Annotated in this window: 9 protein-coding genes; 2 read left to right on the plus strand and 7 right to left on the minus strand. The window is 63.8% G+C overall.

Annotation, left to right across the window (positions count from 1 at the left end; all coding sequences use genetic code 11):
* Nucleotides 1-11: 11 nt before the first annotated feature.
* Complete coding sequence (locus tag E5678_RS05610) at nt 12-872, minus strand: transporter substrate-binding domain-containing protein (RefSeq protein ID WP_136177609.1); 861 nt, start codon at nt 870-872, stop codon at nt 12-14.
* 876 nt (nt 873-1,748) lie between these two features.
* On the opposite strand from E5678_RS05610, the gene E5678_RS05615 reads away from it, so the two are divergent.
* Together E5678_RS05615 and E5678_RS05620 are read left to right on the plus strand one after the other, a co-directional pair.
* Nucleotides 1,749-4,289, plus strand: a complete 2,541-nt coding sequence (locus tag E5678_RS05615; protein ID WP_136177610.1) for a chemotaxis protein CheB — start codon at nt 1,749-1,751, stop codon at nt 4,287-4,289.
* A gap of 32 nt (nt 4,290-4,321) precedes the next feature.
* Nucleotides 4,322-4,927 carry a PAS domain-containing protein gene (locus E5678_RS05620; protein ID WP_210731993.1) on the plus strand — a complete coding sequence of 202 codons (606 nt, stop codon included), beginning with the start codon at nt 4,322-4,324 and terminating at the stop codon, nt 4,925-4,927.
* A gap of 496 nt (nt 4,928-5,423) precedes the next feature.
* On the opposite strand, the gene E5678_RS05625 is transcribed toward E5678_RS05620, so the two are convergent.
* The 6 genes from E5678_RS05625 to E5678_RS05650 all read right to left on the minus strand — a co-directional run bounded on the left by E5678_RS05625 (nt 5,424) and on the right by E5678_RS05650 (nt 12,505).
* Complete coding sequence (locus E5678_RS05625) at nt 5,424-6,557, minus strand: IS110 family transposase (protein ID WP_136180645.1); 1,134 nt, start codon at nt 6,555-6,557, stop codon at nt 5,424-5,426.
* Between the two features lie 158 nt (nt 6,558-6,715).
* Nucleotides 6,716-7,852, minus strand: a complete 1,137-nt coding sequence (locus E5678_RS05630; protein WP_247596922.1) for an ABC transporter permease — start codon at nt 7,850-7,852, stop codon at nt 6,716-6,718.
* A complete protein-coding gene (locus E5678_RS05635; protein ID WP_136177612.1) occupies nt 7,849-9,039 on the minus strand; it encodes an ABC transporter permease in 1,191 nt (396 codons plus the stop codon). Before E5678_RS05635 ends, E5678_RS05630 begins: the two co-directional genes overlap by 4 nt.
* The gene (locus E5678_RS05640; RefSeq protein WP_136177613.1) at nt 9,040-10,104 is read right to left on the minus strand and encodes an efflux RND transporter periplasmic adaptor subunit; all 1,065 of its coding nucleotides are present in this window, start codon (nt 10,102-10,104) and stop codon (nt 9,040-9,042) included. It lies immediately after the preceding gene.
* Complete coding sequence (locus E5678_RS05645; protein ID WP_136177614.1) at nt 10,101-11,540, minus strand: TolC family protein; 1,440 nt, start codon at nt 11,538-11,540, stop codon at nt 10,101-10,103. Before E5678_RS05645 ends, E5678_RS05640 begins: the two co-directional genes overlap by 4 nt.
* A 128-nt stretch (nt 11,541-11,668) precedes the next feature.
* Entirely contained in the window at nt 11,669-12,505 is an 837-nt protein-coding gene (locus tag E5678_RS05650) for a PRC-barrel domain-containing protein (RefSeq protein WP_136177615.1), read from the minus strand.
* Nucleotides 12,506-12,968: the final 463 nt, after the last annotated feature.

The raw sequence follows: 12,968 nt of genomic DNA on the forward strand, positions 1-12,968 counted from the left end.
TTCAAACGGGCTCAGGAGCCCCAGATGTCCACGCCTGGGACGTGCTTCTCGGCCAGTTCTTTCCATTTGCCGTTGTCGCGGATGGCTTTGATGCCTGCATCCAGTGCGTCGCGCAGTGCGGTGTCTTCTTTGCGCAATGCCACACCAGCGCCAGCACCGAAGTACTTGGCGTCAAATTCCACAGGCACGCGGGCACCTGCGCAGGCGTAGTCTTTGCCATCGGGCGTGGAGAGGAAGCCACCATTGACTTCGACCACGTCGGCCACGGTGCCATCCAGGCGACCCGACTTCACATCGAGGTAGACCTGATCTTGTGCGTCGTAAGGCACGATGGTTGCGCCTGCGGGTTGCAGTTCGCCCATGGCGTACTTTTCCTGGGTCGACGCTTTGAGCACGCCCAGTTTCTTGCCCTTGAAGTTTGCCGAATCAGCGCCCAGGTTCAAAGCGGACTTGACCACCACGCACGACGGCGTGTTGTAGTACTTGCCGGTGAAGTCCACAGCTTGCTTGCGCTCTTCGGTGATGGACATCGAGGAGATGATCACGTCGTATTTCTTGGCTTGCAGGCCAGGGATCATGCCGTCCCAGGCTTGCTCGACGAACACGCATTTGCTTTTCAGTTCGTCGCACAGGGCTTTGGCCACATCCACGTCGAAGCCAGCGGGTTCGCCGGCTTCTGTTTTGTAGGTGAAAGGTTTGTACGTGGCGTCGATGGCCACGCGCAGCTCTGGCCATTGGCTGGCTGCAGGTGCTTCGGCTGGGGCTGCCGCGGCTGTTGGCTCAGCGGCGGGAGCGGCTGGCGCCTCGGTTTTGCCGCAGGCGACCAAACTCGCTGCGCCAATCAGGCTCAAGGAAAGAAACAAATGCTTCATGGGGTTCCTAAATAAGAAGGTTAGAACGATCAGGGAGAAAGGCACAGGGTGCCTTTCGGGGTGGTTGATTGTAGGTCTGGGCGGCGGCGTTCCATCTTGGTGCATACAGGTGTTTCCCCGCATACGCCATCGAGCCAGAACCACCTTGACGCAAGAGCCATGCCCGTCGAAAAGGTCAGCAAAGCACCGGGTGTTTGATATGTCTCCTATCGTTTTATGATTTTGTTGGCGCAAGTTTCACGGAGATGTTTGACAAAGAAAAGTGACAGTTTTGTGGCGTTTTGCTTGATATCTTGTCTTTTTGATAGCCATGGGTGCCGTTTTGTCTATTGATTAAAGCCGCATCAAGGCGGGGCAGATCGAATGCGGCGCTGTGTGCTGAGAGCGGCGGTCCCAAGTCCAGCATCGCGAGGTCAACCACCGCCTCATTGAGTTGACCCACCAGCCCCTGGACAGGTCAGGATACGGCGGCGTGTACCACGGTGGCCTCTTTGGGCGTCGGGGAGGAGGGCGCGTGTACCTCATTCAAATCGCCGGAGTGCTGCCACACGCCTGGTCCTCGTTCGACCGTGCGCTGCACTGTCTGCGGGTGCGGCCTCCGAGCTTGAGCACCGCCCGACGACCACGCAGCTGTGCTGTTGCCTCGCCTCGCTCCATCGGATGGCGCAAAAAGATCAATTGGTGGGGCGGGATGACAGGGTTCGTGAGATCGGAGTCGAGAACGAGGGCCCGGGGAGCGCCATACAGGCGCACGCAGGCGCTCGTTGTACCCTATCTATCGGTAACTCGATTGCGCCAGATCAAAATGATCCGGCGGCTCGTGCAATATCACTGGGCTTGTCGTCGCCTGCGGGGGGCTGCGTGACATACTTGTCCATGCTTCCCACCCCCCCCCGTTCCGTCGCCCAGCACGTACGCATCGTGGCTCTGGGTGCTTCTGCTGGAGGTCTGGAGCCACTGGAGCAATTTCTGGCCCAGGTTCCGATCCGGAGTGGCCTGGCCTATCTTGTGGTGCAGCACATGGATCCCACCCACAAGGCCATGCTGAGCGATTTGCTGCAGCGAACCACCGAGATGCCTGTGCGGGAAGCCACCGAGTCACAGCCCATTGAACCCGACGCGGTCTACGTCATCCCGCCGAATGCCGAGCTCACGGTGAAGAATGGTGCAATTCACCTGGCCGTGCCGTCGCAGCCCCGCGGCAGGCGAATGCCTATCGACGTTCTGTTCAGTTCGTTGGCGCGTGAGCTGGGCGATCGCGCGATCGGCGTGGTCTTGTCAGGCATGGGCTCGGACGGCACGCTCGGTCTGCGCGCGATCAAGTCCCAGGGGGGCTTGACCGTGGCGCAAGCGCCCGAGTCGGCACAGTTCGACTCCATGCCCAAGAGTGCCATTGCCGCCGGTTGTGTCGACATCGTCACGCAGCCGTCCACGATGCCCCAAAGCATCCTCTCGGTCACGTTCGAACGACCGCGTTCCATGCCTGGCGCCGACGGGGTCGATGATCTCGATGCCGCGCCGTTGGCCGCCATTCTGAATCTGCTGCACGCGCACAGCAAGCACGATCTGAGGCAGTACAAAACGAGCACGCTGTTGCGCCGCATCGACCGACGCATGGCGGTGCATGAGCTCGCCACAATGGTCGCCTACGTGGCCTTCCTGCGGGAGAACCCCCAGGAACTGGATCTTCTCTTCAAGGAGATGCTGATTGGCGTCACCTCGTTCTTCCGCGACGGCAGTGTCTGGCAGGACCTGAAGGACTCGATGCTGCCACCTTTGCTGACGCGGCACCGAGGCGTCGCTGGATCGCTGCGCGCATGGGTCGTGGGATGTTCAACCGGCGAAGAGGCCTATACGCTCGCGATGTTGTACACAGAAGCGGTCGAGCATCTGCCCGTCTCACAGCGCTTGCCCTTGCAGATATTCGCCACGGATCTGAGCGCGGATGCGATTGCTGTGGCCCGAGCCGGCCTCTATCCGGCCAGCATCGCACGCGATGTCGAGCCCGAGCGCCTCGGGCGCTTCTTTCACCACAAGTCAAGCGGCTATTTGATTAATCAAGGCATTCGGGACATGGTGCGGTTCGCGCAGCACGACGTGATCCTCGATCCACCGTTCACCCGGCTCGATATTCTGTGCTGCCGCAATCTGATGATCTACTTTGATGCGGCATTGCAGCAACGGCTCATACCGCTGTTTCACTACAGCTTGCGCCCGGGCGGCGTGCTGCTGCTGGGTGGCTCGGAAACCGTTGGGCGGGCTCAGGCGATGTTCAAGCCCCTGCATCCCAAGACCAGGCTGTATTGGCGAATCGACAATGGTCCTGCCACCAAGATGGCGGTTTTCCCGACTCCGCGGCGCCCGACGGCGCGCAGCGCAACCCTGGAGACGCCTGTGGCGCACCTGAACACCGCTTCTGCAAACTTGCAATCGCTCGCCGACCAGGCGCTGCTGCAGGCATTCTCGCCTCCCGCCGTGCTCGTCAACGACAGTGGCGATGTGCTCTACCTCAACGGACGCACCGGTGTTTACCTGGAGCCGGCGGCCGGTAAAGCCAACTGGAACATCCATGTGATGGCACGCCCGGGCATCCGGGCGCAACTGGCCGTTGCGCTGCGCACGGCGCTAAAGGACAAGAAGCCGGTCGAGCTGCGTGGCCTGCGGCTCGATGACGAAACGCCGAAAATCATCGACATCACAGTGCAGCCGATCCTGCAGCCTGCGGGCATTGCAGGCATGGCATTGATCGTCTTTCGCGACGTTGTTGCGCCGATTCGAGGTCGGCGGCACAAGGCATCAGGGGTAGTGGATACGGCTGTCGGTGATGACTTGATCCGCTCGCGCGAAGAAGTCCGCGCACTGCGGCAGGACATGCAAGCCTCACAGGAGGAGCTTCAGGCGGCCAACGAAGAGCTTCAATCGATCAATGAAGAGCTGCAGTCGGCCAACGAAGAGCTGACCACCTCCAAGGAAGAAGCCCAGTCGATGAACGAGGAGCTGCAGACGGTCAACGGTGAGTTGCAGTCCAAGCTCGACGATCTTGCGCTCGCCCAGAGTGACATGCAGAACCTGCTGAACAGCATCGACATTGCAACCCTTTTCCTCGACAACGGCCTGAACGTGCGCCGTTTCACCGAGCAGATCGCGAGCGTATTCCATTTGCGCGAAGCCGATATCGGTCGGCCGCTGAGCGAGCTGGCGACCACGCTGATCTACCCGGAACTGCATACCGATGTCAAAGAGACGCTTCGCACGCTGATGTTCAGCGAAAAGGAAATCACCACCGCGGACGGCCACTGGTTTTCGGTACGCATCATGCCTTACCGCACGCAGGCGAACGTGATTCAGGGTGCCGTGATCACGTTCGTTGATATCACGAGCGCCAAGGAACTGGAATCCCGCCTGCGCAACGTATAGAGAAAAAATCCACACTGTCACCGGAGAAACCCATGGCCGATTCGATGCATACAACACCTCAGCTGGCGGGACTGCGTGAGCGTGCGAACGCGAGACTGAGCCCGGACACCCAGCCGAACCTCAAGCGGGGCGGTGCAAAGGACGCGTTGGCGGTCCTGCACCAGCTGGCGTCGTCACCAGACACCGCGGCCGACGCACTCGCGGTGCTTCACGAACTGCAAGTCCACCAGGTCGAACTGGATCTGCAGGCCGAAGAGTTGCATGCGTCACGCAGCGAGCTGGAATCCGCGCTTCGACGTCAGCTTGAGCTGTATGACCACTTGCCGGTCGGCAGTTTCACGATCGATCGCGCCTTGATCGTGCAGGAGCTCAATCTGACCGGTGCCAGAATGCTCGGAATCGAACGCGACGAGGCATTCGGCTGGCCCCTCGAGAGTTTCCTCGTGCCGAGCAGCGCACGCGCGTTGCGGCAACTGGTCTCGCGAGCGGTGTCTGGCGATCGAAACGCATCTGCGACCCTTCAGCTGGCCGGAAAAGCCGGCAAGGTCACCCTGGTTCAAGGCCATGTCAGCGCAGATCCCAGTGGTGACGGCGTGTTCGTCGTGCTCGCCGCCTGGGGAGGGCCCCATGTCACGTGATTGAGTCCACGGATCCTTTTTCATGCAGTTGGGCGCCATGGCGCTGATGGCACCCCGGTGTCTGTGGCGTGGATTGCGGTTGCGTTCATGCTTCAAGCAGCCGAAGAATGGCTCGCCAACAGCGTGGCCCCCTGGGTGCAGGAGGTAGTACCGTGCGAGACCGGTTTCTCGCGGGTTGCAGCCGATGCACCTTCTGCCGCGCAGGTTCCTCATATGGTCGCCACTGTCAATCGCCAGGGCATGGTTTGGTATTGGTATTGGTATTGGTATTGGTGTTGATGGAATCGATCAGGTGATGCGACACGAGCGTTGCAGCGACGATGAATCAGACTCATATCCGCGGATTGGTTACCAGCACTTCATCGATTCGTCGTGGGCCTGCCTCGCTCTAGAGTCGGGGATCAGCCTTGCGGTGCCCTGGTAGGAGCCTCGAGGGTTGCCCTTGTCGTTGCTCGTATCGCATCTCCAGATCGATCCAGCCACGTCTTGCCTTGCTTCAGTTGGGCCCGCTGTGCTCGCGCTGGGCCTGCATACCGATGGCCCAGATGAAGCCTGCCAGCTCCCGGGCCACGGCTATGCAGGCTTTGTTGGCCTGCAAGCCACGGGCATTCAATGCCGCATACCGCTGGGTCAGGCGCAACTGCGCCGCCCAGGCCATTCTTCGTATCGGCTCGGACAGCGTTTGCTGTCGAATCTGCGCTTGTTTGCCGATGCGCGCCTTGAAGCGGTAATTCCAGGCCGCCTCGGTCAGCAGCCTGCGTGCATGCGCGTTGCCCGTCTTGGTGATACTGCCGCGGCTCGTGCGCTCGCCACTGGAATGCTCTGACGGCGTCAGCCCGAGATAGCCCATGAGCTTGCGCGGATGGGCAAAGCGCGCGAGGTCGCCGATCTCGGCCACCAAGCCAATCGACGTAATGGCAGCAACACCACGCAGTGCCTGCAGCGCGCCCACCACCGGCTCAAACCGCCAGCCAGTGATTGAGCCCTCCAACGCCTTGGTCAGGCGCTCAACGCGATCATCTGCTGCTGTCACGGCTTGCCAGTATTCGGTGAAAGCCGTCTGGGCTGCGCCTGCGCCAAAGTTCAACGTCCCCAGCCAGCGGTAGTAGGCGCCGCACCAGGAGGTCTTGCCTGTGCAGCGCACGTCATGGCGCAGCAAGAAGCCCTTGAGTTGGTGACGGGCCTGAACGCGACTGTTGACCGCGTCTTCACGCGCGCGCGACAGGTCGCGAATAGCCTCGTCCTCTGGATCGGGAATCCACACGGCGCTCAACTGCCCCGCGCGTGAGCACTCGGCCAACTGCGCGCTGTCGCGTGCGTCGGTCTTGACCCGGTCGCCCGCACGTCGTGGGATCTGCGAAGGGGCAATGATCTCGCAGAGGTAGCCCCTGGCCTTGAGGGCGCGCTGCAGTCCAAAGCCCGTGGGCCCCGCTTCGTAGACGATGTGGAGTTGCTCGACGGTGCCCACCTTGGCAAGCACCTTGAGCAGCTTGTTCACATCGTGTATGACCTTGCCGATCAAGCGCCCGGGTGCTCGCCCAGGTTCGGCCGCAGCCACACTGATGCTGTCCTTGTGGACATCCAGGCCCACGTGAGTCTTGCTACTATCTTCCGTGGTCGGTCTCCTTATGTTGCTGACGACGCAAGTCACAGCATGTAGCGCTACGTCTTTGCACGCAACCTACGATGTCGGAGACCGGCCGCCTATCTGAGGGTGGCGACCATGATGTCTAGCCCAGGCAGCGCATGCTGGGCTCAAGGACGGTGGTGGCAGCGAACGCCACACGCTCAGGTCTCTGCGGTGGCGGTTGCCCGCCACCGCCACGCTGCCAGGCCGGTGAAGACCGGCAGCAAGGCGCTCAGCGACAGCACTTCCGGCGCGATCTCAGACCAGCTGGCCCCCAGCTGGTTCAGGGCCACAAAACCCTGGATGCCAGCGGTGGAGGGCAGCAACCAGCGCAAGCCCTGCAGCAGCGGCGGCAACGCCTGGCTGGGCCAGGACAGGCCGGCCACAAACAGGATGGGCATGGCCAGACCGATCATGAGTTGCACGCTGCGTTCCCGGGTGCGAAAGGCGCTGCCGATCAGGAGCGCCAGGCTGGCCAGGGTGGCTGAAAACAGCAGCGTGAAGGCCAGCAGGCCCGTCAGATTGCCGCCCCTCGGATAGTCCTGGAACCACAGCACAAAACCGAACCAGTAGGCGCAGTGCAGCGCCGCCGCGCTGGTCCAGGCCAACCACACGCCCGCGAAGCTGCCCAGGTCATGGGCCATCGGCCGCCCGCCGGCTTCGCGCCAGCCGCCCATCAGCATGGCCACGGCCATCAGCAGCGTTTGCTGCACGATCAGCACCGCCACACCCGGTACCAGGTAGGCGCCATAGCCCTCACGCACGTTGAACAACGGCACGGCGTTCAGCTGCAGCGGCTGGCGTTGCTCGCGGGCGGCCCGGTCTGAGGGCGTGCTGGCCGACAGCCTCTTGATCTCTATGCCGGCCGATACCGTGGCCACGGCTTCGGTCAAACCGGTGAGCGCCGCCTTGTTCAGCATCAGGTAGGCACCATGGCCGACCAGCGCAACCTCGGCCTTGCTGCCGCTCAGCGCCGCCGAGTTCAGGCCGGCCGGCAGCACCAGCGCGCCGGCCGCCTCGTTGCGCCACAGCAGTTCGTGGGCACGCGCCACGTCGGGCGTCACCTCCAGCAATTGCACCGCTGGGTGGGCGCGCACATAACGCGTGATCTGACGCGACAGCGCCGAGCGGTCCTGGTCCACCACCACGATGGGCGCTTGCTGCACGATTTCCTGCCTGTAGGGCAGCGGGTAGAAGAACGAATAGACCAGGCCGCCGCCAAACAGCAGCACCAGCACGCCCAAGTCACCCAGCAGGGCGCGCCAGGTGCCGGAAAACCCGGCCCAGACCCGGCTCATTTGCGCCCCCATGCATGCGGCTGGTGCGCCCGGCGCTGCAGCAACACCAAGCCCAGCGCGCCCAGACCCGCGGTCATCAACACCAGCACCAGCAGGTCGGTCATGCTGTAGGCGGCTGGCGCGCCCGCGAGCCAGTGGCGCGACTGCAGCTGCAGGTAGTGGGTCAGCGGCAAAGTCTCGGCCCACCAACGGGCTGCGGCCGGCATGGACTGCAGCGGGAAGCCCTGGCCGGCAAAGGCAAAGGCCGGCGCCGTGACAAAGGCCGCCGCAGACAAGGCACTGCGCAAGGTCAGCGTGGCACCGATCAACAGCACGCCCATGGCCAGCTGGGCCGCCACCAGCGCCAGCAATCCGGCCATCAGCATGGGCAGCGAACCCTGCACCGTCCAGCCCAGACCCAGCGCAAAAACGACCACGAACAACAGCGCCTGCAGGCCAAAACTCAGCGCCGGCCAGACCAGCTTGCCGGCCACCGCCAGCCACCAGCGCCCGCCGGCCGCCGCCAACCAGTCCGGCACCGTAGCGCGCCGCAGTTCCCGCCCGATGGCGCTGACCGCAGCCAGCGTGATGAAGATTTGCGCGATGGACGGCATCAAGGCCAGGCCCAGGAAGAACTCGTAGTTCGAGTTCTCGTTGAACAAGGTCTCCACGCGCAGGCGCAGGGGCTCAAGCTGTCTTCGGGCCACCACAGGCGCCGCACCCCGCTTTTCGCGCGCGGCCAGTTCGATGCCGGCCGAGAAGGTGGATACCACGGCGCGCACATCCCGCCCCAGACCACCGACATGCGACTGGAACTGGCCGTTGTAAAACCACTGCACCGTGGCGCTGCGGCCGGTCTGCAGGTCGCTGGCCAGTTGCTCGGGCAGGATCACCACGCCGTAGGCCTGGCGGCTTCGCAGCAGGCTGAGCGCTTCTTGCCAGTCCTGGGTGTGAGCCGCCACGCTGATGCCAGGCGAAGCATCCAGCGCGCGGTCCAGCTGGCGCGACACCGCGCTGTGGTCGAGGTCCATCACCACCACGGGCAGATCACGCGGCAGCCCGGCAAGAAAGATCCAGGCCACCAGCGCGCACACGCCCACCGGAATCACGCTGATCATTGCCAGGTCCCAAGGGCTGGCGCGCAACGCAGCCCACTCGCGCGCCAACACGGCGTACCAGGCCTGGGCCAAACGGGGGCGGTCAGGCATTCAGGACGCCGGGAAGACCACGCTCATGCCAGGGCGCAGACCCGGCAGCTTGTCCACCGGTTTCAAGCGGACCTCGAAGGTGCGCAAATCGGTGCCGCCGGGCCGGGCCGATCGCCACGTCGCAAAGTCCGGCATCACCGCCACGGCGCTGACCTTGAGGTTCAGGTCTTGCGCCAGCGCCGGCACCTGGGCGCGGTGCTCGCTGCCCGGCTGAAAGGCCGCCAACTGGTCTTCGCGCACGGCCAACACCACCCAAGGGTCGTCCAGCTGCACCAGGGTGATGACCGGGAAGCCCTGAGGGGCCAACTCGCCTGGCTGGATCTGGATGCGGGCCACCTCACCGGCAGTCGGGGCGCGAATCTGGGTTTCGGCCTGCGCCACCTCGGCTTCGCTGACCACTCCAGCCACCTGGCGGGCCTGGGCGGCGGCGGCCTCGCGGTCCTCGGGCCGGGCGCCATGCTGGGCCATCTGGTACTGGGCTTGCGCCGCCGCCGTCTGCTGTTGGGCAGCGCGCCACTGGGCCTCGGACTCGTCGCGCTTCTGGCGTGCCAGCACGCCCTGGTCGGCCATGGTCTGGACACGTTCCAACGTGGTGCGGGCCATGCGCTCGCCGGTCTGGGCCCGTTCCCAATTGGCCTTGGCCATCGCCACCTCTTCCGGCCGCGCCCCAGCCTGGGCCTTGTTGGACACGGCCTGCGCCGCCTGCTGCGCCGCCTGGGCCTGGACCACCTTGGCCGCTACCTCCGGACTGTTGAGCTCAAACAGCAGATCACCGGCGTGGACCGTCTGGCCGAGGCTCACATTGAGTGTCTCGACGCGGCCAGACACCTTGGACGACACGTTGATCTCCTGCGCCTCGACCTGGCCTTGCAGAGGCAGAACCACGGGTTCGAAGGCCTTCTTGACGCCCCATCCCAGCGCCACCAGCACAATCCCGCCCAACACGGGCCAGACCGGGAAGGATCGTCGGGGCGCGGCGGGCCTGAGTGATGTTGCGGGCAGGGCAGGCGTGGGCGCCGCCTGGTCGGGGCGGTCGGGGCGGTCGTCGGGTGGGGTGGTGCTCATGGGGTGGCAGCGCCGGAGCGCAAAGGGGTCATGGCCAGGGTGATGTCGGCGCGGGCGGCAAATTCGGCCAGGCGTTCTGGCTGGCCGCAGGCTTCGAGCAGCCGGGACAACGCCAGCACATAGTCGTGTGAGGCTTGCAGGCGCCCGGTCTGGCTTTTGGCCAACTGCAACTGGGCGTCGGTGACGTCGGTGCCCGTGGTTTGAGCCTGGGCAAAGCTGATGCGCTGCAGGCGCAGGTTTTCTTCGGCCAGTGCGATCGCCGAGGCGCCATTGACGTACTGGGCGCGAGCGTCCTGTGCCGCGCGCCACTGCGATTCAATCAGGGTCGGGATGTCGCGCTCTGCCTGTTCGGCACTGAGCTCCACACGCTGCTGCTGCAGCCGGGCGGCATCGCGCAGCTGGGCATGGTCTATGCGGCTGAGCAAGGGCAGGCTGAGGTAGACGCCGACCTGCCAGTTGGGTTGCAGCAGGTTGCCGCTGTCGCGGTTGAAGTTGTAGTTGGCCAGCGCGACGACATTTGGGGCCCCCGCCTTGCCTTGCAGCGCCAGCGATTGCGCCGCCTGTTCACGCTTGGCTGCCAGCTTGTGCCAGGCAGGGTGGTGCAGCCGGCCGGCCTGCACAAAGTCCGCCAGCGGCCCGGGTCCTTCACTGTTGACGAACAACGGCGTGCTGGGTTGGGCTGGTTGCGGCAGGGCCAACAGGCGCTGCAAGGCCACTTCGGCCAGCGCCAAGTCGCTGCGGGCCTTGGCCTGGTCGCGCCGTGCGTTGTCCAGTGCCAGGTCGGCCTTCAGGCGGTCCACACGCGCAATCAGTCCGGCGGACTCCAGTTTCAATGCGTCGCGTTGGTGGGCCTCCATGCCCACGACCACGTCCGCCCGCAATACCTCGGCGGCGCGGGCCAGCTGCACGGTGAAATAGCGCTGTGCTACCTGGGTCGCCAGTTGGTGCTCGCTGTCCTGCTGGTTGGCGGCGGCCTCCTGGGCCCGCCCACGCGCCAGGCCCTGGACCGCTTCGATGCGGCCGCCGGCATAGAGCGGCCAGACGCCCCCTACACCGACCGAGGTCAGCGTGGTGATGCGCGTGGTCTGCAGCGAATTGGGAATGGAGGGCAGTTCCACCGCGGGCAGTGCGGCGTCGGCCATCCCGATCACGGGATTGGCGGCGGCCGCCACCTGCGACAGGTCAAGGTTGACCGAATTCGATACCCGGCCGGCAAAACCACTGAGGTTGAGCGAAGGTCCACCCAGATTGGACAAGGCCTGGGCCTGCAAGGTTTGCGCCTGGGCATCGAGTTGTGCGCCCTGGACCGTACCGGACGATTGCCGGGCGAGTTGCAGCGCGTCCTCCAGGGATACCGCGGTCTGGGCTTGGGCGGCGCCTGCGAGGGTTATGGCGCCCGCCAAGACGCCAAAGAGAACACCACGTCGCTTGCTCATGACCTTAGGCCCGACATTGCGACCGAAAGCACTCGGCGCTGCGGTGTCTTGGGTTGGCGGTAGCGTTTCATGAGGATTTCCGTGTGATTTGAATGGCTGCGCGATGAGCAGGACACGGCGTAGTGCTTCTAGATGCGGGATTTCCCGGTTTTCCGCTTGTCGCTTTGCGCCCAATACCCGTCACGCCCGTAGTGCTGGTACAGGCGGGCTTCGCTGTCGTGGGCCAGCGTTTCCGCCGGATTGTAGACGGGTGCATCCATGACGGCCTGGCGCGTCAAGTCGACCGAGATGGACTGGTTTTCCCAGCTCACTGCCTTGATCCAGGGTGGTGCGACGAGCATTTTGTGGCCAACCCACCAGTTGCTGGTGTTGACGATAAGGTAGCGCACGGCCCAAGTCTTGTCGTCGATCAACATGCCGCACACGTGGCCGATGTCGCCGTCGGTGGCGTGGATGTGATAGCCGGTCATCGCTCTGCTGCTTCTGAGATGCGCGTCTCCATCGGCATCGGTAACCGGGGATTCGTCAGGGGGCGTCTGAACGTTCGGTGCCAGCTCGGGGGTCGCCTGCTGGCTTTCGGGGCGCTCGTACGCAGGCTGCATGAGGCTGGGGTACAAGCCGTAGCCCCAAAGTCCGGCGCTGCCCCAGTAGATGGGGTAGCCGTAGTAGCTGGAATATTCCAGCTCATGTTGTCGGGTGACAGGCTTCTCGGTATCGACGTCAGGGCTGTTTCTGACCTGCTCCCGGGAGATCGATACGTGCAGCTCTTGCTCTGCCCAATTGGGTTCGCCAACGGATATCGGCGAGATCAGCACTTTTTTGTTCGTTAGCCAACCGTCGGTATCGATGACCAGGTAGCGAACGACCCAGGCTTCGTCGTCCAGATACAGGTCTCTGACGCGACCAATGGGGCCATCGGTGGCGCCGATGGTGCATTTGCAAAGATCCTCGAGGGTTCGCAGCATCGAAGAGCTCCTTGGGGTGTGAGAGCTCACGGAGGGACCCGTGGTCTCGGCGCAGTCCACTGACGGGATGCCGTGTGTCTGCCAATTTTGAGCGTATGTCCCCAGGGATTGGGCGTCTGTCTGCCAGCGCACAGACCTGTGCGGGCCTTCGAGTCCCGATGACAGCCGCTGGTCTAGGTTGTGACCTGTGCCCTGTGAACGTCCCTCTTTTCAATCAGAGCGCGCGCTCCACGAAGTCGGTCACAGGCAGAGTTTTGAGCTGAGCCCGTTTTCCTTGAGCCTGCTGCAATCTGCTCGTTGGTCCTCGCCCTGGCTGCCATCGGAGAGCGATCGTGACACCCAGGCCGTCCCGGTTTGGGCCGTTCGCACAGTTGTGTGCGCCAGCGCACAGACCGGGATGCTCATGATGGCTATATTGCCCGGTGGGTGGTTATCAGTCCGCCCAATGCAATTGAACAACCGA

Origin of the sequence: Hydrogenophaga sp. PAMC20947, assembly GCF_004795855.1 — a bacterium.
Lineage (GTDB): Bacteria > Pseudomonadota > Gammaproteobacteria > Burkholderiales > Burkholderiaceae_C > Hydrogenophaga.

Coding starts and splice junctions, on each gene's coding strand:
- E5678_RS05610 (WP_136177609.1), bottom strand. CDS start 872: ATGAAGCATTTGTTTCTTTCCTTGAGCCTGATTGGCGCAGCGAGTTTG.
- E5678_RS05645 (WP_136177614.1), bottom strand. CDS start 11,540: ATGAGCAAGCGACGTGGTGTTCTCTTTGGCGTCTTGGCGGGCGCCATA.
- E5678_RS05620 (WP_210731993.1), top strand. CDS start 4,322: ATGGCCGATTCGATGCATACAACACCTCAGCTGGCGGGACTGCGTGAG.
- E5678_RS05635 (WP_136177612.1), bottom strand. CDS start 9,039: ATGCCTGACCGCCCCCGTTTGGCCCAGGCCTGGTACGCCGTGTTGGCG.
- E5678_RS05640 (WP_136177613.1), bottom strand. CDS start 10,104: ATGAGCACCACCCCACCCGACGACCGCCCCGACCGCCCCGACCAGGCG.
- E5678_RS05650 (WP_136177615.1), bottom strand. CDS start 12,505: ATGCTGCGAACCCTCGAGGATCTTTGCAAATGCACCATCGGCGCCACC.
- E5678_RS05630 (WP_247596922.1), bottom strand. CDS start 7,852: ATGAGCCGGGTCTGGGCCGGGTTTTCCGGCACCTGGCGCGCCCTGCTG.
- E5678_RS05615 (WP_136177610.1), top strand. CDS start 1,749: ATGCTTCCCACCCCCCCCCGTTCCGTCGCCCAGCACGTACGCATCGTG.